This window comes from Acinetobacter terrestris (assembly GCF_004331155.1).
In the GTDB taxonomy this organism is placed as follows: domain Bacteria; phylum Pseudomonadota; class Gammaproteobacteria; order Pseudomonadales; family Moraxellaceae; genus Acinetobacter; species Acinetobacter terrestris.
The window spans coordinates 1-23,878 of the sequence record NZ_SJNZ01000027.1 but is presented as its reverse complement, the minus strand read 5'-3'; the positions used below and the strand labels follow the sequence as shown (position 1 = coordinate 23,878).

Genomic DNA, 23,878 nt, shown 5'->3' with positions numbered 1-23,878 from the left:
GACCGCTTAGGCGGTCTTTTTTACATCAGTTACATTTCTCGATATGTTTAAAAATTCTTTCACATAATTCTTTAGCTTTGGGTGTTAGTTGCCAATCAGGGTTTTCATCAAAATCATTAATGATTTCACGGCAAAATTTGAGTTTATCCTTAATCGTGCCTACGCCTGTACCGTCAGAAAATGCTGTTTTAGTTGTTTGAGAACCTGATTTTATAATTTGATCATCCAAGAGTTTACCGATGCCAAATTTAGGATTATCGAAATGGTTTTCATCGGTAATACCTTTTATTAATGCAATATCATAACTTTGTTTAACATTCTTGAGTCGAGGGAATTTAGCTTTAGCGACTCGAATGATAGAATCTTTTGGAAGTGTATTTTCTGTTTCTTTGCATTCTAAAATAAGTAAATTTTCTTTATTTAATTCTTTTCTGAGTAACTGAATTTTTTGAGGATTTTTCTGTATGTCACCATCTGCAATTAGCAACATATCACTTGCAACAGCTGTTGCACTTTGACCTCTATCTTGTTGAAGAAATTTAATTCTTTCTTCTCTTGTTTTTGGGTAGTCATCATCAAAAGACCAATGCGTTAAATTGCTTCCAGCATATTCCACAAAGGTATAGTGATAATTAGGCATAAAACGACGATACTTTTTATAAAGATCGTTATTAGAGTTTTCTAATTCCGCTAGGTATTTTTCCATATACTTTGTTATGTACAAACGATCTGTTATGCCTTCAACCCAAATCGTACAGTTGGCTAAGTAGACAGAAGAAGCTCGCACCCCTAATGAAGCGAGTAAGTCACGATCACGGTCACAACGATGAATCTTAAACTCGAATTCTTTGGGGTTATCTTGTTTAGGTTGTTTTACGAATTTTTGAATCATGACTTGATCAGATTCATCTGCCATATCAAGTAAATGATTTGAATGAGTTGTGAAGAAATAATAATGACTAGTTTCGTTTAAATAGAAATTCATGAGCTGACGAACCATACCAGCATGCATATGAAGTTCTGGTTCTTCTATAAAAAATGCATGGGTTTCTGTATTTCCGTTTTTGTCTTTACTTTTGATATATGCTTCATAAGTCAAAATAATTGCTTGCTGTAAACCATCACCTAATTCAAATATAGGACGTTGAGCATCCTTTCCAATTTTGATATTAACAACATCTTGATTGTGTTTAGGAATGAGTGAAACTGGTTCATTATCAAAGAAATACTGACTTAACTTTTCTTCATAACTTTTAATGAGGTCACGTTGCTCAGGTTCACCTAAGAGATGAATTTTAAGCTCGTAATATAGACATTCACCTGTGATAATATTTTTAGAATTAAATTTATTGGGATCAGAAAAATAATCTTTTTGGGCTCGTTCGATATAGGGTTGTTTATTTTCCTGTTCAGATACAGGGCGCATACCGCGTAAAATAGGTATATAAAATCGACTTAGAAATACTGCTGAAATTTTAGAAATTTGCTCATCGTTTATTTCGAAAAGACTATAGTCCTTTAATAATTCTTCTATATTACTATCTCGCTCTAAATTTCCTTTAATAGAAGAGTTTAAAAATACTAACTGATTTACCTTACTTTCTTCTAAATCTCGAATTAAATCTTTGTAGTTATTATTTATATTTGAAAGGCTAGAGCTGTATCCTAATTCCCTTTCTAACTCAGGCAAACGATGCTTCAGAATTTTTAAATTTTTTACTAATTCTGGAAAATTATAGAATCCACTTGGATAATTACTAATAAATAAGTTTCTTAAAAACCTACTTTTACCAGCATTATTCTTACCGATAAAGAAATTTAGTCTTTTAATTTCTATCACTTCATCGTCATTTTTTTCAGTATCATTATCTGAAGTATAGCCTTCCAAATTTTCAGCCCAATAATATAATTTTTCTGTCATCAAATTCTGCATTGTTAATGGTTTATATATTGATGATTTTATAAGAAAAAATTTATTTTTTAAACCTTATGAATCATTGTATCTATCTATAATTTTGCAGTTTAATAAAAACAGCCTCATGAAAGTCTTTCTTATCTTGGAGATTTTAAGCGTTTACATCAATCACATTTTTTTGAGTTGCTTCAACTTTGTTGTCACAGCCACCCTTTGATGCACTAGCGAACCTGAATGGTGCAATGGAGTATAATTTTTAGGCACTTTTGAGTGATGAAAATAGCCCTCATTCTTTCCAACCCCGCTTCAGTGGGGCTTTTTATATGCCATTGCGACTTAATTCACTTAATTTCATATTTTGGCATGCTTTCTGCTTTTATTTATATACCACATAAACAGAGGAGAGCAATTCACTTGATCACTCAAACAAAATCATCGGTTAACCCATGATGTATAAAAAAAATTACAGCACATGAGCAATAAAATGAAATAAGCCGGTGAATCAATCAACTCAGCTTAATTCCAAGCAAGCCCCATCTCAGCGCAGTGGGGCTTTTTTTTAAATTTACGTCCCCATAGCTCAATCCGCAACGTCACACAGCTCGACACAATATAGGCTAAACCAAATTAATAAACATTTAGCCAGACACCGCTTTTTTCAACACTTTATCTAGCACATGCCGATGGATAAACCTGAATTTATCCAAAACCACATTGGACAGGGTAAACGGATAAGCATCATCCAGGCCCATACTCCGGTTTAAGGCATTCAGGTTAAATGTGACCGTCATCCAGTTCTGCAATACCTTTTCAAAATCCTGTGCACCAATCGGGTTTTCAATAAACTCCAGATCAGACAGGTCTTGCTTATCGGTTTTTACCACAAGTCCTGCATAGTATGCAGTTTCCAGCGTATCCATCATATGCTGATAATGTGCCCAGGTTTCCGCCCAGTCTTCCCATGGATGCGTACTGGCATAGGAACTGACAAAGTTATCCTGCCAGTTGGCTGGCGCTCCCTGTTCATAATGGTACTTTAATGCTTCGCCATAATTCTGACGTTCATCGCCAAACAAAGCGCGAAACTCGTCAATGACTTCCGGATGCATATACTGCATCACATCAAAATAATAATGCCCGCTTTCGTGGCGGAAGTGCCCTAAAAGTGTCCGGTAGTTTTCGCCCATCTTGATCCGCGTGGTTTCACGATAGACCACATCCGCTTCATTAACGTTCAAGGTGATAATGCCATTTGCATGACCGGTCATCACCGGCCGGCCATGCTCTGGCTTTTTAAAGTTAAACCACAAACCATAACGGTCATCGGGTGAAAGTTTAGGCCGGGGCATAATATTCAGACGCTGCATCAAATACAGAAAACGCCGTTTGGCATGCTCAATCCTTCCCCAATAAATAATATTTTCAGGGATACTCAGGTCTGGAATGGTATGGGTCAGCTGGCAGGATTCACAGTAAATTTGCTCACTCTCTGCGGGTAGCATCCAGTTGCAAACCTGATGATTAATATAGTTATAACAAGGCTTAAAGCGTTTTCTCTTAAAACTCGGATTCAATGCGATCCAGAGCTGATCCGCCTCTGGCCGGAAACTGCCCATTTCTTTTTCACACGCCGCATAGCCCAATACAGTTTGACACTTCACACAAACTGAATTTGCAAAGAACACCTGATTATTACAAGTTGCGCACGCAAAATACTTCATAACATGTCCATTTTATGATCATAAAGTCCTGAGCTTGGACATACGCTTATTTTTGCACATATTTTTTTTACTTTACGTGCTATTTCAACGGTTTTCTTGTTTCTAGAATTGGCACGCTTTCTGCATTTCATTCAGTAATACAAAACAAAGTTTTGGTAATACCCAACAGGAGATGCACATGAACGCTGCAAAACACAAAAAAGCACTGCATCCATGGAAACAGTTTTTAATCGAACTTTTAACTGCACGTGCCGGTCTATACGTGAAACAGGATCAGCCGCGAGGATAACACCGTGCCTAAACAGAAACTGGCACGCATCAGTATTACCGTGCCTGAACAAACGCTGAGTGCTCTCGATCAAAAATTTGTAGAGCAGCACTACGAAAGCCGTTCACAGGCCATTGTCGACATGATCAATAAACATTTAATTGCCGATCATATCGAACATAACGCGGTGATGGTCGGCACCTTGACCCTGCTTTATGACGTGAGCCTCAAACCCTTGCGTACACAACTGATTGACCTGCAACAACAGTTTTTATCCCAAGTCATTAGTTCACTGCATATTCAGCTCGATGACGAAAAAATTTTACAAGTGATGCTGATGCAGGGTGTCAGTGATCAACTACAGCACATCAGCCAACAGTTTATTGCTTTAAAAGGGGTCATCAAAGGGCATTTGGAGATGATGGATGCCGTGATGCCGCCCATTCCACAAAATGATGAAAAATAAGGAAGACTGACCATGTCAAAGTTATGGACCCTTCAGGATTGGAAAACCGCGTATTTAACGCAAAAGATGCAACTCAGCGATTTAATTCAGTATGTCGAAACATTTAATAACGATGATCATGCCTGGATTGAAATTGCTTCAGCCGCACATATTCAGGCACAAATTGCTGCCTTAAAAGATCGGTCTGCACAAGATTTACCGCTCTACGGCATTCCTTTTGCGGTTAAGGACAATATTGATGTTGCAGGTTTTCATACCACTGCAGCCTGTAAAGAAGCTGCTTATCTGGCAACAGCAGATGCCAGTGTGGTCGCTCGCTTAAAAGCTGCAGGCGCCATTGTGCTGGGTAAAACCAATCTGGACCAGTTTGCCACGGGTCTGGTGGGTGTACGCTCACCTTTTGGTGCGGTAAAAAACAGTTTTAATCCGGAATATATCAGTGGTGGATCAAGCTCGGGATCATCCGTTACGGTGGCTAATGGCCAAGTGCCATTTAGTTTAGGCACAGACACCGCAGGTTCAGGTCGTGTCCCGGCCGGACACAACAATATTGTCGGACTAAAGCCAACCAAAGGCTGGTTCTCAACGACAGGTTTAATTCCGGCTTGCCGTAGCATTGATGTAATTTCGATTTTTGCATTGACTGTCGATGATGCATGGCAAGTTGCTCAAGTCATGCAAGGTTATGACGAAACCGATGAATATTCCCGGGTACATCCTCAGAATGTATCGAGCCAGTTTTCAAAAAGAAAAATTGCCATTCCGGCACAACTTGAATTTTATGGTGATGTCGACAGCCAAAAAGCTTTTGAACTGGCTGTAAAACACGCCCAATCATTGGGTTATGCAGTTGAAGCAATTGATTTTAGTGTTTTTAATCAACTGGCATCCGCACTGTATAACAAAGCCTGGGTGGCTGAGCGTACCAGTGCCGTAGAAAAAATGGTGCCACGTGAACAGGCACATCCTGTGATTGCCCAAATCATTGCTCAGGCAGATCAGTTTACTGCTGTAGATATGATTGAGGCTGAATATGAACGGGCGCAATTGGCGCGCCAGATTAATCTGGTGTTATCAGATTTTGATGCCTTGATGGTGCCCACTGCACCGACCATCTATACCATTGCTGAGGTTGAAGCCCATCCAATTGTGAAAAACTCACATATGGGTGCCTATACCAACTTTGTGAATTTCGCAGATCTTTCCGCCTTAGCTTTACCCAATGTAATTCGAGAAGATGGCTTACCCAGCGGTGTCACCTTTATTGCTCAGGCATGGATGGATCAGGCTCTGGCGCATTTTGGTCAAACCTGGCAACAGGCGCTAAATCTACCACTGGGCACATCCAATCTGCACTATGAAAAAATTCAAAATATAGCTTCTCAACATTCAGTCAAACTGGCAGTCGTCGGTGCCCATCTTAGTGGTATGCCGCTGAATTTTCAGCTCAGCAGCCGCGGTGGCACTTTATTGCAGAAAACCAAAACGGCATCCAACTACAAACTGTATGCACTAAAAAATACCACGCCGCCAAAACCAGGCTTGCAATGCACTCAAAAGGGCGGTCAAGCGATTGAAGTTGAGGTCTGGGATATTCCGTTTGCCTTATTTGGACAGATTGTGGCGGAAGTTCCTGCACCCCTGGGGATTGGCAATGTGCAACTGACAGATGGGAACTGGGTGAAAGGCTTTATTTGCGAGGGTTATGCCTTGGCAGATGCCACGGATATCAGCCATTTCGGCGGATGGCGTGACTATGTTCAATCGACCAAAACGACGAACACAAAATTTAAATGCAATTGTATAGGGGAAGTTGCGCAATGATGAAGAAAGCATTTTTATCGTCAGCTGTTGTATCGGCTATTTTACTCAGTGGTTGTGACAACACCGCCAAGATTCCAGAACCTACAGCCAAAGCTGCAGGCAGCGTGAATACTAAACCGATTGCCATTGGCTATAGTGACTGGCCAGGTTTTGTGGCTTGGCAAGTGGCAATTGAGAAGGGCTGGCTGAAGGAGGCAGGTGTCAATGCAGACTTTAAATGGTTTGACTACTCGGCGTCCCTGTCTGCTTTTGCAGCGAATCAACTGGATGCAGTCATGGTCACCAACGGCGATAACCTGGTCACAGGTTCTGGCGGTAGCAAGGGCGTGATGATCATGGCAACGGATTATTCTGCAGGGAATGATGTGATCATTGCGAAAAACGGCATTAACACCATCCAGGATTTAAAAGGCAAAACCATTGCCACTGAAAAAGGCTTAGTCGATCACTTGCTGTTATCGACCGCTTTAGATGATGCAAAAATTAGTTTAAAGGATGTGAAACTGGTCAATAGCATGACCAATGAATTGCCTCAGGTCTTTGCAACAGGCGATATTGATGCCATTGCAGTTTGGCAACCTGTGGCCAATCAGGCGTTGAGCTCAGTGGCGGGTGCCAAAGTGATTTTCACCTCTAAAGACAAACCCGGTTTAATTTACGATACCTTAACTGTGAATCCGACTCATCTGGAAGCCAATAAAGAACAATGGAAAAAGGTGATTCAGGTCTGGGATAAAACGGTTAAATACATTAACGATCCGGCTACACGTGCCGATGCAGCGGCCATTATGTCTAAACGGGTCGGTGTCGATGCAAAAGTCTATGAACAGTTTATTAACGGTACGCACTTGCTTGATCTAGAGGCGAACAAAAAAGTATTCACTAAAGGAACCGGGTTTGATTCAATTTACGGATCGAGTTATCACGTCAATAAATTCAATGTCAGCAATGGTATTTACAGCACCGAAATGAATGTCGACAGCGTGATTGTGCCTACTTTGGTGCAAGAACTGAAATAAGTATGGCCTGAAGTTCAGCATCCCAAAGCTTAATTTGGGATGCTTTGATTTTTAAGTCATCGTTATAAAATCCCCAAGTTGGGGATTTTTATTATTTGCATGCAAAATCTAACGTCATGCGACGCATTGTTTGTCATTTCCAGTAATTAGAATTCAGTAATTTAGATACTATTGCGATATCTAATGTCATTAGGCAACGACACAACCAATGTCATTTTCTGAAGAATAAGTTTTCATTACGTGTTAAATCGATGCTGAAACTCACATAATCCCAATTATAGTAATTGTTGTCTTACCCAACTTGCGAGTATATGTATCGCTTGTTTAATTTCATTAGTTAGAGAATGCCCTACATTAATTCTTATACAATTGTTATAGCGACTCCCTACACCAAAAACTAAGCCTGGCACAATATTAATATCTTGCTGTTGAGCAAAACAATACATCTCCCAACTATCTATTTTTTCTGCAAATTGTAACCACAAGATATATCCACCTTGAGGATTGGTTAAACCGAAAGTAATGCCCTTAAAAGCCTCAGCGATGAACTGTCGATACTCTTCGACTTGTTTACATAGTTTTGGGCGTAAGGCACTTAAATGCTGTCGATATGCACGGCTATAAATTAAATCCGCTAGTGCAAGCTGTAAGGGGGTATTTACATTTATATTCTGTGTGATCAGTTTGGCATGTAAGTAATTGAGAGTTTGAGGAATACAAAACCAGCCTATACGATACGCAGGTGATACTGTTTTAGAAATAGAGCCACAATAAATGACATAGCCATTTTCATCCCAATATTTAATTGGTAAAGGACGTGGAGTATCAAAACAACATTCAGCATAAATATCATCTTCAATAACATAACATTGATATTTAGCCGCTAATTGTGCAATTTTTTCTTTATCTTGATTGGATAGGCAAAATCCTAAAGGGTTTTGATAATTAGCAGTAAGTAAACAGACTTTTGCCCCTGATTGTTGCATTGCTTGTTCTAAGCGTTGTAAATCAAAGCCTTCTATATTTGCAGGAATTTCCACAATTTTACGTTTTAACAAAGCTAATAATTGTAGCTGACCATTATAACTGGGAGTTGGCACGATAATACTGTCTCCGACTTGTGTCAGTCTTTGAACTATGACCGATAGCGCAGGCATACACCCATTACTAATATAGATATGTTCTGGTGCAATATAAAAACCATCTTCTGCCCAGTGCTCAGATAGGGCATTACGTAATAGAGCATGGCCTTGTCGATCACTATAGAGAAAATCTTCAGCTTTACTGTTCTTAATTGCCCTAAGTAGGGATCGTTGTAAAAGAGTGATTGGGATTAAATCTGGAGAAAGTTGAACTGAGCCTAATTGAGCTACTTGTTTTTTAGTTGCTGCTTCTTGGATCTGAATTTGTAGATCCAAATGAGAAACCTCTTGAACATCAGGAGTAAAATCATAGTGTTGAGGTAAAGCTAAATTAAAAACTTTTATTGCTTTTTTAACATTTTGAACAAAATATCCTGACTTATTTACTGCATAAATAAAGCCTTTAGCTTCTAGTAAGTCATAGCAACTTTTTGCCGTGTTAATACTAATGTTTTGTTGTCTAGAAAACTGACGTAAAGACAGCATCTTCTGTCCAGACTTTAGCTCTTGATTTTTGATTCTATTGATTAATTGAGTTGCTAAAATCTGGTATTGAAACATTACTAGTCTGTACCCATTTTTTAAATATTTTTGTATCTGTATCCATTACTTTAACAGAGATATTCTCTTTTCAGATGAAAAACGGATACTTAGTGTGAAAATTATTTTGATAGTCTTAACTTTATTTGGATTAAATGCCTGTAAATTAGAAAAGCCTGCTCAGCAAGTGCTGCACCACCATAATATGTGTGAAGGACTTATCTCATTTTTTCTCAAAACCCAAAATTTAGAAGAGTACAAACTTTTAAATAAGCAAGTAGCATCAGGTTTTTTGAAAAACTATACATATCACTATCGTTCTGAAAAAAATATTCATTTTAAGGTCTTGCCTACAAGAGCAAACTTAAATTTTCAATGTTATGAAAACCCCGATCAAACGATTAGTATTATATTATTAGACGGTAAAAATACATTTACTATCTTGCAGATACTTAAATTAGATACTCGAATATTAAAAAAAATTACAGCTTATCGAAATCCATGAAATTTTAGTTTTCTAAAATTAATATTTGACTTGATAAAAAACCGCCATCAATGGCGGTTTTTTTATGACAAACAATGTGTCGTAATTGCCAAACCTTGTGTCGCGTGACGTCTAAAGTTCTGTACTGCTGGAAAAGACATTGATAATGATAATCCCCACGATCATAAAACCCAGACCAATTAAAGCAGGAATATCGAGCTGTTGTTTATAGACCAGCAAACCCACGGTTGAGATTAAAATAATGCCGGCACCTGACCAGATGGCATAAGCAATGCCCATCGGGATGGTTTTCATGGTCAGTGACAGGAAAAATAAGGCGATGGCATAGCCAATAATCGTGGCGATCGCAGGCCATAAAATGCTAAAGCCATTCGATGCTTTTAATGCAGAAGTGGCTATGACTTCTGCAATAATCGCAATAGATAAATATATAAAAGACATAGGCCGCCTACAGGGTCAATTGAGCGTGATGTAAGAGGTGACTTTGTTCAGAATTTAACCAGTGTTCACTCTCTGGCGTAGTACACGTCTGCTGTTGAAACAGGTAATTTGACTGATAGATATCAATGTCAAAAATCAAATCAATTTGACGCCCGTTTAACCACGTACGTTGCTTTAAAGTGGAATCATTGATGATGTCAAAAGCGTCAAAATTAAATGGCTGATCGCTTTGCTCAGATGAGGTTGAATAAGATTTCGTGTGACCATCAGTGCCTATAGATACTTCAAAGCTTTCAATCTGTTCAATCATATGGGTTTCCAGACCCTCTGCAGCTAGATCCAAATGACTCACGAGATTTTGTATTTCCGGTAAACGCGTCAGTGTATAGGCTACGTGTCGATCACAGATAATCAAGCCGCCATCCATTTTCAGCTGTTCGCCATGTTCAACATCAACTGCCATTTTTAATCGAAGGCCTAAATACAGACCTGAATGGACTTGCTGACGCCAGTCTTCCACATATACATTGCTGGGTGAAAACTCCAAAATACAGTTACCGATGGCATGCAGTTTTGCTGGCTCAGGCCATTGCACATGGTTCTGGTAATTTGCAGTGTCAGCAACCTGCCATGAAAGCAATGCTTGCTCGGCATCCCAAAGCGTGTTGCCAATCCAGCCCTGACGTTCATGTGCAGGTGTTTCGGTACGATGTTTTAAGCGTAAATCGATGGTGAAACTGCGCGATTGAAACCAATACACAATGCTATCTTCATCTGTCAGGCCATTAAAAAAACTAATACTCTTCCGTCTGAATGCACCATACAAGTAAGATGGGATCGGGCCAGCAGTGGTTTGGCTTTCGGGGATTTTCTGGAGAACGTCGAACAGGTTCATGCCGTTCCCTCCGCTATTTCATCTAAACCGAATGAAGACAGCGGTACTGCATTTTTTAATATCAGTTCGCCCGATGCAATCCGTTGCTTTAAATATTGAAAGGTTTGCGCCGTTTGATTAAATAAATGCTCACCCCCAATTAAAGCGGAATATCGAGGAACATCTGTTTCCACAATAGGCTCAATCACGGTGTCGTAATTGCAGGCACAAAACAGCGGGAAGGAATAACGCTCTTCACCGACTTTTTTAACCCGATGCTTGGTGGCCAAATATTTACCATTGGACAAAATTTCCATCATGTCGCCAATATTCATCACCAGGGTATTTTCAATGAGCGGAATATCCAGCCATTCACCTTGTTTATTCAATACTTGTAAACCCGGCGCCGTCGGTAAAAGCAAGGTAAAGCACTCATAATCGGTATGCGCCCCAATTCCTGCGGCATCCTTGATCTCGGGATTGTAGGGATAATGAATTAAGCGCAACTGGCTCGGCGCATCAGTAATTTTGGCATCAAAGAAATCTTCATTGACACCCAATGCTAAAGCAAAACTGCGGAAAATCTGTTGGCTAATACCCCGTAAATGCTGGTAATACTGACTCACGATGCACTTAAATTGGGCATTATCGGGCCAAAGGGTAGGCCCGAGTAGTGGACAGTCAGTTTTTGCACCTTGATAATCATAATTGACATCAAAGGCTTCCTTTAAATCATAACTCTGTCCAGAAAACTGTTCTTCTCCAACCGGTACATAACCGCTATGGTTTTTGGATAAGCCAATATAACGCTGCATTTTAAGCGCAAGATCTTGCTCAAAATACGCTTTGGTGACCTGAATTAAATCTTGAGCATATTCAAAATTAAACTGTTCACCCGTTAAATATAAAAAACCGGTGTCTTTACAGGCTTTATCCAGAGCTGACGCGACTTTAAGCCGATCGGAGCGTGCAGAACTTTGCAGTTTTGATATATCAACAAGGGGGAGTACATAGTGCGTTTGCATCGCAATCACCTCAATTGTTGGTCGTCCAACACAGCTTGAAAACCTCTGGGTCGTCCCACAAGCCTTAAAATTTATTTTGTCGTGCTGACTTTGGTCATGCGTGGAATAACCGGTAGATCTTCCAGCGCAGGATCAAGTTCGTCTTCTTGTGCATGGACCAGAAAATCGACCCGTTCACGTAAGCGTTTAAATTCTGGGGTGAGTAACAGCTCCGGCGAACGAGGGCGTGGTAAATCAACTTCGATAATTTCTTTAATTTCACCCGGATTGGCCTTTAACGCCACAATCCGATCGGCCAGTAAAATTGCTTCATCCATATCATGAGTGACAAAAATAATGGTGATATCAATGTTTTGCCATAAGTCCATCAAGTGTCGCTGCATTTTTTGTCGTGTATGTGGATCTAATGCACCAAAAGGTTCATCCATCAGTAGAATCTTTGGTTCATTGACCAATGCGCGGGCAATCGCAACACGTTGTTTCATCCCACCCGATAGCTCATTCGGATAATGGTTTTCGTATTTTTCTAAGCCAATAATGTTGATCCATTCACGCGCATGCGCTTCGGCACTGGCATGACTTTGCCCCTTCATTTTGGGGCCAAACATCACATTTTCTTTAACCGTTTTCCATGGAAATAGAGTGTAGCCTTGAAAGACCATACCGCGCTCTGGACTCGGGCCATGAATCGGCTGGCCATCGACTAGAATCTCGCCACTGCTGTAGCCATCAAGTCCGGCCACGACCCGGCTAAAGGTCGATTTGCCACAGCCCGATGGTCCAATCACACAAATAAATTCGCGCTTGTGAATTTTTAAATCCAGTTGATTTAAAACGGTGCGCTGCGCTTTGCCTGTTCCAAACACTTGGCTGAGTTTTTTTGCTTCTAAAATGACCGGGCGAGCATAGATGCGCTCAAAATACTGCTGTGCATCAAATGCTTCTGGCTTTAATTCTGTTGTCATTATTTTGCTCCTGCTTTCCACTTAAACATGTGTTGCCCGAGTTTCATTAAAATTACATCGCATAACAGTCCAATCACACCAATAATCAAAATTGCTGCATAGACATTGTCAAAGTTTTGATAACGCGCTTGTTGAGTAATAAACCAGGTGATCCCTGAAGTTGTGCCAATCAGCTCAGATACAATCAGGTAGGTCCAGGCCCAGCCCAAAAGCACGCGTAAATCTCGGTAAATATCGGGTAATGCAGCAGGAATGACCACGTGAAATAGACTTTTGAGTTTATTGGTGCCTAAGGTGTATCCGGCTTCAATCAGGCCACGATCGACCATCCGAGTGGTATTGGCAATAATCAAAATTTGTTGAAACAGCGTCCCAATCACAATGATGGCAATTTTTGGTGCATCATTGATCCCTAAAATGGCAACCGCCAAAGCACCAAAGGCGGGTGCAGGCAAATAACGGAAAAACTCAACAAAGGGTTCGGTCAGCTGCGAAATGCTTGATGAAAAACCACATAAAATGCCTAAAGGAATACCGACCAGAGAGGCAATGAAAAAAGCCGTAAAGACAATTTTAATACTGTGCCATAAGCTTTGGTGAAACCAGGGTGCATCCGCTTGTACCGGTGGTGTAACAAAGGCAGTGACTAAGGCTGTGGCAACTTCATGCGGGGCAGGTAAATAAATCGGATTCACCAATTTGCCTTGTGGCGGGACCAGTCCGGCATTCACGGCATTTTGCGCTTCACGATAGAAGGTATTTCTATCGACGCGGCTCTCGGCTTGTAAATAGGTCACGCTGCCTGAATGGGTAATCTGTACTTGTGGATGCCAAATAAAAGGCAAATAGCTGACTGCACACCAAATCAGAATAGGGATCAGGAAAGATGATAAGCCGAGTAAAAGCTTGTTCCTTTGACTGAGTTCTTTTGCAACATAACTCATCTATATTTGCCCCAATATTACTATTTTCATAAAACGTAATATTGTTAAGCAAAATGAATGCCAGAATATTAATTTAATTGCTGCGCTATTTTAATTGATGCTTTGATTGAGCATTGAATAAAAGATATCAATACCTCTAAAAATGGCTTCTCAAGCTTTATCAATTTATCCTGCTCTCCAGTCCACTAAACCAGCCTTTAGCAAAAATTTATCCTGAGACTGGAATCTGCTGGATTAGGGTCTAAACTTAACAGGCTACAAAACGCTGCAAAACGGATTAGAGAATTGTAGGTTTTTATCAAAGTATAAAACAATAGAAATACAGCTGCTCTGCCAATTGCAGTATGATGCTTTTAAACTGAACTGGAGAGGCTCATTGCGCGTTGCTCGCTATAAATCTGTGATTATTATCGTACTGCTCATACTTGCAGCGGGATTTGCTCTGTTTCGATGGTGGCAGGGACCGCTGTTGACAGGTTATCGCATTGCATCGACGCCTCTGGTGCAAACCGTGGTGGCAACTGGACGAGTAGCGACAGTATCACGTGCGCAGGTGGGCAGTGAAATTACCGGTGTGGTCCTTGAGCGACTGGTACAGGAAGGGGATCAGGTTTCACCAGGTGACCTGCTAGTGGTGCTGAAATCGGATGAACTGCTTGCCCAGGTGCGGCAAGCTGAAGTTGCACTGACCGAACTGGCAAGCAGCAGACGTCCACAGGCAGCGGCAGAATTGGCCAGTGCCAAAGCGCAACTGGAACAGGCCAGCCGGGAAGCAGCGCGTAGACGTAATGCAGAAGCCGGGATACTGTCGGCTGAAGAAATAGAACAGGCGGTAGAAGCGGAACGAGTCGCGCGTAATAATTTTGAGTCAACACGCTTAAAAGCAGCCGCACTGGCCCCAGGTCAAGTCGAGGAAGCGAAGCTTCGCGAACAGCTTGTCGCAGCACAGGCCCAGCTGGCCAAAACAAAAATACGTGCTGGTGTTGCAGGTACGGTGCTGACCCGCGATGTGGAGCCGGGCGATCTGATCCAGCCCGGCCGGACCTTATTTACCATTGCACTGAATGGCAATACCGAAATTCGGGTGCCGCTGGATGAAAGAAACTTATCCCGGCTTGCCTTGCAGCAAAATGCAGCCGTGATTGCCGATTCGTACCCTGACCAGTCTTTTCCCGCCCGTATTAATTTTATTGCACCGAGTATCGATCCACAGCGCGGGACGGTAGAGGTGAGATTAACGGTTGATCCCGTGCCAGATTTTCTGCGTCAAGATATGACGGTGTCGGTAAATGTCGAAACGGGCAGACGTGAGCGAGCATTAACCATTCCCAATGATGCTTTAAGCAGCATCAAAGGCAATAAGGCCGTAGTGCTGCTGGTGCGTGATGGAAAAATACAGCATCAGCCAGTCACCTTAGGTCTACGTGGTCTGGCCATGTCGGAAGTGGTTTCAGGTTTGAGTCAGGGCGACCAAGTACTGGCTAATGCCGAATCTTCATTAAAAGATGGAGTGCGGGTACGCTTAAAACTTCAAAAAACAGCATTGAATCATCCAGCGGATGATACAGCCAGCAAAAATGAATTACCGGTGAAATTCGATTGAAAAACTTTTTTGGGCGGCTTTGGACAGAGTGGACGATCGCGATCAGTTTTTTGCGCGAGGGCCGTGCGCAGTCCATCATGATCACTGTGGGTGTCGCAGTGGGCGTGGCTGTAATCGTGTTTATTAGCGCTTTAATTCAAGGCTTGCAGTCAAATATCGTCGAGCGTACTTTGGGCACACAGGCGCATATCCGTTTGCTGTCACCGGATGAGGTGAACCAGGTTGTGCGGCCTGCAGCCGGCACTGTACAGTTGCTGCAGGAAGATAAACGGGCACAGCGGCTGCGCTCGATCAATAACTGGCAGCAGATTACCGAGACCTTGGACCAGTTACCCATATTGACTGCTGTTTCACCCGTCGTGTCTGGGCCTGCCTTTGTGCAACGCGGTGATGCAGTCGAATCGGTAGCCTTAGTCGGTATTAATTTAGAGCGTTATCAACAGATCATTCCGCTAAAAGAATATTTGCAGAGTGGCCAGTTACGCGTCGGTGCTGACGATGTTCTGATTGGCAGCCAGCTGGCCAAAGATCTGGGGGTACAGGTCGGGAGTAAGTTACGACTGGATACCGGTCAGGAAAACAGTGCAGTGGTCAATATCTCCGGAATATTTGAACTGGGAGTACGCGAACTGGATGCGCGCTACGTCTATCTGGACCTGAAACAGGCACAATCGCTGCTCAGTTTGCCGGGCGGAGTCACGGTGATTGACCTGACCATCGCAGATATTTTTGAGGCAGATGACATTGCTGCACAGATTGGACGCTTGACCTCACTCAAAGCCGAAAGCTGGATTGAAACCAATGCCCAGCTCATGAATGCGATTACAGCGCAGAGTCTGTCGACCAATATGATTATTGTCTTTGTGGCGATTTCAGTGGCCTTTGGAATAGCCAGCGTCATGTCGGTCAGTGTGGTGCAGCGTACCCGGGAAATTGGCATTTTGCGCGCGACGGGCGCGACCCAATCGCAAATTTTAAGAGTTTTCTTATTTCAGGGCGCAATATTTGGCTTGCTCGGTTCGATTCTAGGCAGTGCGGCCAGCTATGTGCTGGTCTGGGTGTTTAATAGTTTTGGCCCAGGCTTGTTTTATATTCCTGTTTCTATAAAGTTGGTGATGCTGGCAGTGTTACTGGCTACACTGACTGGCGTGCTGGCTGCAGCTGTACCCTCGCGCCGGGCAGCCGCACTCGATCCAGTGGAGGCGATTCGTCATGTCTGATCAGTCTCAAGAAGTGCTACGTCTGGAAGCACTGCGTAAATCTTATAATATTGGTCAGCCCAATGAGGTGGAAATATTACATGGGATTGATATGTGTATTGAGCGCAACGACTTTGCTGCGCTGATTGGTCCGTCTGGTTCGGGTAAAAGTACCCTGTTGAATATTCTGGGTTTGCTGGATAAACCCAGCAGCGGCGAGCTTTATTTACTGGGTCAGCCTACAAGTAGTATGGATGATACCAGACGCACCGCGCTACGCGGCAACAGTATCGGTTTTGTGTTTCAGTTTCACTACCTTATCCAGGCCTTTACCGCCTTAAATAACGTGCTCATGCCATTGATGCTGACCCGGGGCAAGCCCGATACGCAAGCTCTAGATCGAGCGCGTGAATTACTGGCTGCGGTGGGACTGGAAAAGTTCGCTGACCGTAAACCGAATGAACTTTCGGGTGGGCAGCAACAGCGGGTGGCCATTGCCCGGGCATTGATTACTGAGCCTGCATTACTGTTAGCCGATGAACCTACAGGCAACCTGGATACCCAGACCGCTGCTGAAATGTTTGAGCTGTTCCGTAAAGTACATCGCGAACGTGATTGTGCTGTACTGCTGGTCACGCATGATCCACGCCTGTCCGCGACCTGTGATCGCACTATCAATTTAGTAGATGGCCGCATTCAAAGTGATTCGCTTAATAATTAAACCCTATGTGTCATTTTCAATGCTCAGGGATAAGCGCGCGGAAGTGATCACTTTATTGCTGTTTAAGTTATCGGGCAGGTAAATACACACTTTATTAAGGAGCTGGCACGAATTAAAGTCAGCGGATTTGCTGCATATAGGATGATTGGCCAACTCGTTTGAATCCTTCTAAGAGCTTAAAGTTTTACAGCTTAATTCCCACTTCATCGTGTACCGGGAGTTCAACAATTTTTTTTCGTCCGCCAGTACAGCTATAACTTTCAGGTTCGTACTAATTGCTATATTAGGGGTCGGCCGTAAACACTTTATTCATAGTTTTATATTAAACCTTGTACGGTGGCGGATATCTATTTGGTGAACCCATGGTATTTCGTTGCCCACAAATTTCTACAGACTCTATTTTAAATTAGATTTTGCGAATGGCCTTTAATATTTTGATTAATATTGCTCTCTATAATTGAAAATAGTCTTTCTTGGGCTTCATCTGTTGCCCAAGCTATATGAGCTGTGATCATCACATTGGGATGATTTATGTTAAGTAATGGATGATCTTGAGCAGGAGGCTCTTGATCCAGAACATCTGCACCAAAACCGGCAATTTCATTATTTTTTAAGGCTTGAACAACGTCTTGATTATTCACCAAGCCACCGCGTCCGACATTAATCAGAATACTGTCTTTCTTCATTTGCTTCAGAACATTTTGATCAATCATGCCACGTGTTTCATCATTTAATTCACAATGTAATGAAAGTATATCGGCTTGTTGGATTGCTTGCTCAAATGGTACATATCCTTCTCGACATTTTTCAGCATTTTTACGTTCACTGAAAATTACATTCATTCCAAATGCTTGGGCTTTCTCTGCTAAAGCTTTACCAATTTCTCCTTTACCCAAAATTGCTAACGTTTTATTGTTTAATTCACGCATTGGGGCTGCTAAGTAAAATGATACTGATCCTTCAGACCAAGCCCTACTTTGCACAGCATTGAGTTGAACACCAAAATTTTTAATCAGATTCATCATTAAGATAAAAGCATGTTCTGCAACAGCATCCCCGGCATAGCCACGAATATTGCAAATCTTCACATTCTTTGATTTAAGTAAATCTACGTTTACATGATCATAGCCTGTAGAACATAATGCCAATAATTTAAGATTTGGATTATTTTCTAGAATTTGTTCATCTACTTTTAAATCACTAATAATAATGACATCTTGATCCCTGACTTGATGATAAAATTGCTGTTGACTTAGTTGTTCATACTCAGTGTATTCCACTGGGAAATCAAAGCTAAATGCTTTATTAATTAATACACCTTTTTCAGCGCACGTAATTTTCAAAGTTTTCATAAATCTATATATCTAAATAAAATTAAAAAGAGGGACTTAAACTTATTTTTTGATTAAGTCATAAGCCATTTTGGTGTCATCTAATTGCACTAAAGAAGCGTGTCTTGCAGATAGGGGATCTTTGTTTTCTATTGCAGTTAAAATCGCTTTGTGGCGCGGTAATGAATGACCTTGCAAATTAGGGCGTAAACTGGTGACCTTTATGGATTGCTGTAAAGGCAATACCAACATTTTCGACATATAAGCTAGTAAATCATTATGTGTTGCTTTTGCGATGGCCAGGTGAAATTGAATATCAGGCTGCATAAATTCTTCTACATTTTTGGCTTTTTCCATACCTTCATAAGCATTCTTTATATTTTGTATATCGTCTTCTGTAGCTGTACTCGCTGCAATATATGCGAGTTCTGGTTCTAGCACACGACGCACAGTAGATAAAGTTTTAAAGAATTCATTTTCAGGAGTCGTCTGGATTAACCAAAATAAAACATCAGGATCGAGTAAATACCATTCTTCTTTAGGACGAACCACGGTACCAATACGTGGCCGGGAATATGTTAATCCTTTGGCATTTAAAACACGTATCGCTTCACGGAAAACTGGACGACTAACCTGATACTCCTCGCACAACTCAGCCTCTGAGGGTAATTTTTCGTTTTCTGGAATTTCACCAGATACGATTTTTAAGCCCAATTGTTGAACAATCAGCGCATGTTGGCTTTTACTTGGAACAGGATTTTTATAGTCGGCGTTACTCATATTCTGCAATTAATCACATTTGACCTTAGTATGGTATAGATGACCTTATGATTTCACAAGATCATCTATTTTTTAGCAACTTAGTGAGAATGACGTGGGACTTCCGATCCGCGACACCCGACAAGAAAATCAAAGTCACAACCTTCATCTGCTTGTAAGACATGGTCAACATAAAGTTGACGATATCCACCTATAAAGTTAGGTGCAGGAGGTGCTTCTAAGTTTGCTAAACGCTGTTGTAATTCTTCATCACTTACATCTAGATGTAATTTACCCGCATAGGCATCAAGTTCAATAAAGTCACCATTTTTTACAGCGCCTAACGGACCACCTGCCATTGCTTCAGGTGCGACATGCAATACAACTGTTCCGTAAGCAGTGCCACTCATACGTGCATCAGAAATACGCACCATATCCGTAATACCTTTTTCTAAAATTTTTGGTGGCAAGCCCATATTTCCAACCTCAGCCATGCCTGGATAACCTTTAGGACCTGCATTCTTCAATACAAGAATACAAGTTTCATCTACATCCAAATTTGGATCAGCAATACGAGCTTTATAATCATCAAAGTTTTCAAAAACGACAGCACGACCGCGGTGTTTCATTAATTCTGGAGAAGCTGCTGAAGGTTTAAGTACTGCACCTTTAGGTGCCAAATTACCGCGTAAAATACACATACCACCATCTTGACGAAGTGGATTATCAATTTGGCGGATGACTTCATCATTATAAATAGGAGAGTTTTGACAATTTTCCCAAATCGATTGACCATTGACAGTCAGTGCTTGAGGATGAGGTAATAAGTTATTTTCCCCCATACGGCGTAAAACTGCTGGCAGACCACCGCTATAATAGAATTCTTCCATCAGGAAGCGACCAGATGGTTGCAAATCTACAATGGTTGGCATCCCTCGGCCGACACGATTCCAGTCATCAAGTTCCAAATTCACCCCAATACGTCCAGCAATCGCTTTTAAATGAATCACCGCATTGGTTGACCCGCCAATAGCAGCATTCACTTTAATTGCATTTTCAAAGGCTTCTTTAGTTAAAATTTTAGATAGGGTAAGGTTTTCTTTCACCATATCAACAATACGCATGCCTGATAAATGTGCCAAGACATAACGACGTGAATCTACTGCTGGAATAGCTGCATTATGAGGTAAAGAAGTGCCTAATGCTTCAGCCATACATGCCATGGTTGAGGCAGTACCCATCGTATTACATGTACCTGCTGAACGGGACATACCGGCTTCTGCAGATAAAAAATCGTTAAGATCAATTTTTCCTGCTTTTAATTCTTCATGCATTTGCCAAACGATCGTACCTGCACCAATGTCTTTACCTTTGTGTTTACCATTTAGCATTGGACCACCAGTAACTACAATCGCTGGAACATCACAACTTGCTGCACCCATAAGTAAAGCCGGAGTGGTTTTATCACATCCAGTCAATAAAACGACCCCATCGATTGGATTACCGCGAATAGCTTCTTCTACATCCATGCTGGCTAAGTTGCGAGTCAACATTGCTGTAGGACGTAAGTTTGATTCACCATTTGAAAACACAGGAAATTCAACAGGAAAACCTCCTGCTTCTAAAACTCCTTTCTTTACATGTTCGGCAATTTTGCGGAAATGTGCATTACATGGGGTCAATTCTGACCAAGTATTACAAATACCAATAATTGGTCTTCCATCGAATTCATGATCTGGAATTCCTTGGTTTTTCATCCAACTACGATACATAAATCCATTTTTATCTGTAGTTCCAAACCAAGCTGCTGAACGTAAAGCTTTCTTTTTCGACATGCCTATATCCCTATATAGTATTACTATTTAAATATTAACAAGTAAAATACACCAAATAAATTGCTTTTAAAAGCGTTTGAAATTTAAATAGTATTACTATATCTTATATTTTATAAAATTTCTCCTATAGCATGATGCTAAGAATTAAATGGAAAGTGGAGTCGAATATGGATTTCGAAAAGGATGTTATACGGACGGTTACTCATAAACTCATCCCCGCATTAGTCATACTTTATCTAGTGGCTTATATTGACCGTGCTGCAGTCGGTTTCGCTCATTTACATATGGGTGCTGATGTAGGAATAGGTGATGCAGCCTATGGGCTTGGAGCAGGTTTATTCTTCATTGGTTATTTCCTGTTTGAAGTTCCAAGTAATTTGCTTTTAGATAAATTTGGAGCACGGAAGTGGTTCACTCGAATTTTATTAACATGGGGTCTAATCACCATGGCAATGGCATTGATCGAGGGGCCCAAAAGTTTTTATGCATTAAGATTCTTACTGGGTGTGGCTGAAGCAGGTTTCTTTCCTGGTGTTTTGTATTTAATTACTCAATGGTATCCAGTGCGTCATCGTGGAAAAATCATGGGAATGTTCGTACTTTCTCAGCCGATTGCGATGATGGTTGCAGGTCCATTGGCGGGAGCATTACTCGGCATGGATGGTGTTGCAAATATGCACGGTTGGCAGTGGTTATTTATTGCAGTAGGTTTGCCTGCAGTTATCCTTGCCCTACCGACATATTTATACTTACCAGATGATATTAATAAAGTTAATTGGTTAACAGATCAACAAAAAAATTGGTTAAAAAATGAATTAATAAAAGATGAATCTGAGTATGAACAGACTCGACATGCGAATCCTTTACATGCTTTAAAAGATAAACGTGTATTAACCCTTGCACTTTATTATTTGCCTGTGACTCTAAGCATCTATGGTTTAAATTTATGGCTTCCTACCATCATCAAACAGTTTGGTGGAGGTAGTGATTTGCAAGTCGGCTTTTTATCAAGCATTCCCTATGTGTTCGGCATTATCGGTCTATTAATTATTCCGCGTAGTACTGACCGTTTAAATGACCGTTATGGACATCTAGGCTTCCTTTATGCGGTTGGTGCTTGTGCCATGTTTTTAAGTGCATGGTTGCATTCTCCTGTGATGCAGTTGGCTGCATTATCAATTGTTGCATTCTGTTTATTTTCTACTACTGCAGTTTTCTGGACACTTCCAGGGCGCTTCTTGACAGGTGCAAGTGCAGCGGCAGGAATTGCACTAATTAATTCAGTTGGAAATTTAGGGGGTTATCTTGGACCCTATGGAATCGGCTTGTTAAAAGAATACACAGGCAATATGGCCGCAGGTCTGTACTTCTTATCTGTAGTTATGGTCTTCGGTCTAATTTTGACTTATTTCGTATATTCAAAATTAGAAAGAAACAAATCTCAAAAATTGAATGTTAGTGAACAATCGTAAAAGGAATTCCTGATGAATGTAATCCAGTTTGAAAATACTGCTGAACAACGAGCTGTTGGTATTATAGAAAATAATATTGTTAAACGTGTAAATGAAGTTGAGACAGTTCGGGATTTAGCCTTAATGGCAATTCAAAATAAATTTAGCTTAGAACAACAAGTTCAACACTTGGGATATGCTGATGAAACTTATGATTATCAAGAACTACTTTCAAATCTTAAAGTTCTTCCACCATTAGATCATCCTGATACAGCACATTGCTTTATTTCTGGTACAGGTTTAACACATTTAGGTTCTGCTTCTGCACGAGATAAAATGCATCAGCAAAACTTAAATGATACAGCATCAGTCACTGATACTATGCGTATGTTCCAATGGGGTATTGAAAAAGGGAAACCTTCAGAAGGCCAAATTGGCGCACAACCAGAATGGTTTTATAAAGGCGATGGTTCAATCGTTGTGCGTCCTGGTATGGAATTACCTCTACCTCCTTTTGCAGAAGATGGTGGAGAAGAACCTGAAATTGCCGGTTTATATGTCATTGGTCCAGATTTAAAGCCATATCGTATTGGTTTTGCGCTTGGAAATGAATATTCAGATCACGTTATGGAGCGTCGTAACTATCTATACCTTGCACATTCCAAATTACGTTTTTGCAGTTATGGTCCCGAGCTACGCACAGGTAAACTTCCAGAACATTTGGTAGGGACAAGTCGTTTACGTCGCAATGGCGAAGTGATTTGGGAAAAAGAATTTTTATCAGGTGAAGACAATATGTGTCACAGCTTGAGTAATCTTGAATATCACCATTTTAAATATCAACAGTTCCTAAAACCTGGTGATGTCCATATTCATTACTTCGGTACCGCTACTTTGTCCTTTGCCGATGGTATGCAAGCACAAGTGGGCGATGAATTTGAAATTGAAATAAAAGAATTTGGTCATCCTCTGAAAAATAAACTTGCAAATACTCAACCTGAATTACCGATCGGTGCAGTAATTACACTTTAAGGAATATAACATGGTCATTGGACAAAACTTTATTGCTGGCTCACGCAGCGCACAAGGGAACAAGTTGCTGCAAAGCTTTAATGCAACGACAGGTGAAGCATTGGCTTATGAATTTCATCAAGCCACAGAGCAAGAAGTGAATCAGGCTTGTGAAGCAGCCAGCCAGGCTTTTAAAAGCTATCGCCATACATCCCCTGAACAGCGCGCTCTGTTTTTAGAAGCGATTGCAGATGAACTGGATGCGCTTGGTGAGGATTTCCTGAATATTATTTCTCAGGAAACTGCCTTACCCCTTGCA

Annotated in this window: 21 protein-coding genes; 10 read left to right on the top strand and 11 right to left on the bottom strand. The window is 41.2% G+C overall.

What is annotated here, in order from left to right:
• Window positions 1-25 precede the first annotated feature (25 nt).
• Both E0H81_RS13340 and E0H81_RS13335 read right to left on the bottom strand, forming a co-directional pair.
• Window positions 26-1,921, bottom strand: a complete 1,896-nt coding sequence (locus tag E0H81_RS13340; protein ID WP_131319564.1) for an AAA family ATPase — start codon at window positions 1,919-1,921, stop codon at window positions 26-28.
• Window positions 1,922-2,553: 632 nt separating this feature from the next.
• Window positions 2,554-3,636, bottom strand: coding sequence for a zinc-binding metallopeptidase family protein (locus E0H81_RS13335; RefSeq protein ID WP_131319562.1), 1,083 nt, complete (start codon window positions 3,634-3,636; stop codon window positions 2,554-2,556).
• A gap of 293 nt (window positions 3,637-3,929) precedes the next feature.
• Between E0H81_RS13335 and E0H81_RS13330 the strand changes: the two genes are divergently transcribed.
• Genes E0H81_RS13330 through E0H81_RS13320 form a run of 3 tightly spaced genes read left to right on the top strand, consistent with a single transcriptional unit; the run spans window position 3,930 to window position 7,213 of the window.
• The gene (locus E0H81_RS13330) at window positions 3,930-4,370 is read left to right on the top strand and encodes a CopG family ribbon-helix-helix protein (RefSeq protein WP_131269032.1); all 441 of its coding nucleotides are present in this window, start codon (window positions 3,930-3,932) and stop codon (window positions 4,368-4,370) included.
• Window positions 4,371-4,382: 12 nt separating this feature from the next.
• A complete protein-coding gene (gene atzF, locus E0H81_RS13325; protein ID WP_131319560.1) occupies window positions 4,383-6,194 on the top strand; it encodes an allophanate hydrolase in 1,812 nt (603 codons plus the stop codon).
• Complete coding sequence (locus tag E0H81_RS13320) at window positions 6,191-7,213, top strand: ABC transporter substrate-binding protein (RefSeq protein ID WP_131319558.1); 1,023 nt, start codon at window positions 6,191-6,193, stop codon at window positions 7,211-7,213. The genes atzF and E0H81_RS13320 overlap by 4 nt, the downstream gene beginning before the upstream one ends.
• 275 nt (window positions 7,214-7,488) lie before the next feature.
• Here the strand turns inward: E0H81_RS13320 and E0H81_RS13315 are convergent, their stop codons facing one another.
• Window positions 7,489-8,916 (bottom strand): aminotransferase-like domain-containing protein, encoded by a 1,428-nt coding sequence (locus tag E0H81_RS13315; RefSeq protein ID WP_131319556.1) that lies wholly within the window; start codon window positions 8,914-8,916, stop codon window positions 7,489-7,491.
• A gap of 94 nt (window positions 8,917-9,010) precedes the next feature.
• Here E0H81_RS13315 and E0H81_RS13310 point away from each other — a divergent pair, with 94 nt between their 5' ends.
• Window positions 9,011-9,400 carry a hypothetical protein gene (locus E0H81_RS13310; protein ID WP_131319554.1) on the top strand — a complete coding sequence of 130 codons (390 nt, stop codon included), beginning with the start codon at window positions 9,011-9,013 and terminating at the stop codon, window positions 9,398-9,400.
• A gap of 111 nt (window positions 9,401-9,511) precedes the next feature.
• Here the strand turns inward: E0H81_RS13310 and E0H81_RS13305 are convergent, their stop codons facing one another.
• From E0H81_RS13305 to E0H81_RS13285, 5 genes are all read right to left on the bottom strand, one after another.
• Complete coding sequence (locus tag E0H81_RS13305; RefSeq protein WP_131319552.1) at window positions 9,512-9,841, bottom strand: DMT family transporter; 330 nt, start codon at window positions 9,839-9,841, stop codon at window positions 9,512-9,514.
• Between the two features lie 7 nt (window positions 9,842-9,848).
• A complete protein-coding gene (locus E0H81_RS13300; RefSeq protein ID WP_131319550.1) occupies window positions 9,849-10,736 on the bottom strand; it encodes a hypothetical protein in 888 nt (295 codons plus the stop codon).
• Complete coding sequence (locus E0H81_RS13295) at window positions 10,733-11,740, bottom strand: isopenicillin N synthase family dioxygenase (protein WP_131319548.1); 1,008 nt, start codon at window positions 11,738-11,740, stop codon at window positions 10,733-10,735. Before E0H81_RS13295 ends, E0H81_RS13300 begins: the two co-directional genes overlap by 4 nt.
• A gap of 71 nt (window positions 11,741-11,811) precedes the next feature.
• Entirely contained in the window at window positions 11,812-12,705 is an 894-nt protein-coding gene (locus tag E0H81_RS13290; protein ID WP_131319546.1) for an ABC transporter ATP-binding protein, read from the bottom strand.
• Window positions 12,705-13,649 (bottom strand): ABC transporter permease, encoded by a 945-nt coding sequence (locus E0H81_RS13285; RefSeq protein ID WP_131319544.1) that lies wholly within the window; start codon window positions 13,647-13,649, stop codon window positions 12,705-12,707. Before E0H81_RS13285 ends, E0H81_RS13290 begins: the two co-directional genes overlap by 1 nt.
• A 376-nt stretch (window positions 13,650-14,025) precedes the next feature.
• Here E0H81_RS13285 and E0H81_RS13280 point away from each other — a divergent pair, with 376 nt between their 5' ends.
• Genes E0H81_RS13280 through E0H81_RS13270 form a run of 3 tightly spaced genes read left to right on the top strand, consistent with a single transcriptional unit; the run spans window position 14,026 to window position 17,172 of the window.
• Window positions 14,026-15,252, top strand: a complete 1,227-nt coding sequence (locus E0H81_RS13280; protein WP_131319542.1) for an efflux RND transporter periplasmic adaptor subunit — start codon at window positions 14,026-14,028, stop codon at window positions 15,250-15,252.
• Entirely contained in the window at window positions 15,249-16,472 is a 1,224-nt protein-coding gene (locus E0H81_RS13275; RefSeq protein ID WP_131269023.1) for an ABC transporter permease, read from the top strand. The genes E0H81_RS13280 and E0H81_RS13275 overlap by 4 nt, the downstream gene beginning before the upstream one ends.
• Complete coding sequence (locus E0H81_RS13270; protein ID WP_131269022.1) at window positions 16,465-17,172, top strand: ABC transporter ATP-binding protein; 708 nt, start codon at window positions 16,465-16,467, stop codon at window positions 17,170-17,172. Before E0H81_RS13275 ends, E0H81_RS13270 begins: the two co-directional genes overlap by 8 nt.
• A 401-nt stretch (window positions 17,173-17,573) precedes the next feature.
• On the opposite strand, the gene E0H81_RS13265 is transcribed toward E0H81_RS13270, so the two are convergent.
• From E0H81_RS13265 to E0H81_RS13255, 3 genes are all read right to left on the bottom strand, one after another.
• A complete protein-coding gene (locus E0H81_RS13265) occupies window positions 17,574-18,524 on the bottom strand; it encodes a D-2-hydroxyacid dehydrogenase (protein ID WP_131319540.1) in 951 nt (316 codons plus the stop codon).
• A 42-nt stretch (window positions 18,525-18,566) separates the two neighbouring features.
• The gene (locus tag E0H81_RS13260) at window positions 18,567-19,283 is read right to left on the bottom strand and encodes a FadR/GntR family transcriptional regulator (RefSeq protein WP_131319538.1); all 717 of its coding nucleotides are present in this window, start codon (window positions 19,281-19,283) and stop codon (window positions 18,567-18,569) included.
• A gap of 80 nt (window positions 19,284-19,363) precedes the next feature.
• Complete coding sequence (locus tag E0H81_RS13255; protein WP_131319536.1) at window positions 19,364-21,097, bottom strand: IlvD/Edd family dehydratase; 1,734 nt, start codon at window positions 21,095-21,097, stop codon at window positions 19,364-19,366.
• Between the two features lie 167 nt (window positions 21,098-21,264).
• On the opposite strand from E0H81_RS13255, the gene E0H81_RS13250 reads away from it, so the two are divergent.
• From E0H81_RS13250 to E0H81_RS13240, 3 genes are all read left to right on the top strand, one after another.
• A complete protein-coding gene (locus tag E0H81_RS13250) occupies window positions 21,265-22,569 on the top strand; it encodes an MFS transporter (RefSeq protein WP_205677726.1) in 1,305 nt (434 codons plus the stop codon).
• A gap of 12 nt (window positions 22,570-22,581) precedes the next feature.
• Window positions 22,582-23,580, top strand: a complete 999-nt coding sequence (gene araD1 / locus E0H81_RS13245) for an AraD1 family protein (RefSeq protein WP_131319534.1) — start codon at window positions 22,582-22,584, stop codon at window positions 23,578-23,580.
• A gap of 10 nt (window positions 23,581-23,590) precedes the next feature.
• The coding region (locus tag E0H81_RS13240) for an aldehyde dehydrogenase family protein (RefSeq protein ID WP_131319532.1) at window positions 23,591-23,878 on the top strand (288 nt) is incomplete at its 3' end.

Coding starts and splice junctions, on each gene's coding strand:
- E0H81_RS13285 (WP_131319544.1), bottom strand. CDS start 13,649: ATGAGTTATGTTGCAAAAGAACTCAGTCAAAGGAACAAGCTTTTACTC.
- atzF (WP_131319560.1), top strand. CDS start 4,383: ATGTCAAAGTTATGGACCCTTCAGGATTGGAAAACCGCGTATTTAACG.
- E0H81_RS13260 (WP_131319538.1), bottom strand. CDS start 19,283: ATGAGTAACGCCGACTATAAAAATCCTGTTCCAAGTAAAAGCCAACAT.
- E0H81_RS13290 (WP_131319546.1), bottom strand. CDS start 12,705: ATGACAACAGAATTAAAGCCAGAAGCATTTGATGCACAGCAGTATTTT.
- E0H81_RS13270 (WP_131269022.1), top strand. CDS start 16,465: ATGTCTGATCAGTCTCAAGAAGTGCTACGTCTGGAAGCACTGCGTAAA.
- E0H81_RS13320 (WP_131319558.1), top strand. CDS start 6,191: ATGATGAAGAAAGCATTTTTATCGTCAGCTGTTGTATCGGCTATTTTA.
- E0H81_RS13255 (WP_131319536.1), bottom strand. CDS start 21,097: ATGTCGAAAAAGAAAGCTTTACGTTCAGCAGCTTGGTTTGGAACTACA.
- E0H81_RS13300 (WP_131319550.1), bottom strand. CDS start 10,736: ATGAACCTGTTCGACGTTCTCCAGAAAATCCCCGAAAGCCAAACCACT.
- E0H81_RS13305 (WP_131319552.1), bottom strand. CDS start 9,841: ATGTCTTTTATATATTTATCTATTGCGATTATTGCAGAAGTCATAGCC.
- E0H81_RS13335 (WP_131319562.1), bottom strand. CDS start 3,636: ATGAAGTATTTTGCGTGCGCAACTTGTAATAATCAGGTGTTCTTTGCA.
- E0H81_RS13295 (WP_131319548.1), bottom strand. CDS start 11,740: ATGCAAACGCACTATGTACTCCCCCTTGTTGATATATCAAAACTGCAA.
- E0H81_RS13340 (WP_131319564.1), bottom strand. CDS start 1,921: ATGACAGAAAAATTATATTATTGGGCTGAAAATTTGGAAGGCTATACT.
- E0H81_RS13250 (WP_205677726.1), top strand. CDS start 21,265: ATGGATTTCGAAAAGGATGTTATACGGACGGTTACTCATAAACTCATC.
- araD1 (WP_131319534.1), top strand. CDS start 22,582: ATGAATGTAATCCAGTTTGAAAATACTGCTGAACAACGAGCTGTTGGT.
- E0H81_RS13315 (WP_131319556.1), bottom strand. CDS start 8,916: ATGTTTCAATACCAGATTTTAGCAACTCAATTAATCAATAGAATCAAA.
- E0H81_RS13265 (WP_131319540.1), bottom strand. CDS start 18,524: ATGAAAACTTTGAAAATTACGTGCGCTGAAAAAGGTGTATTAATTAAT.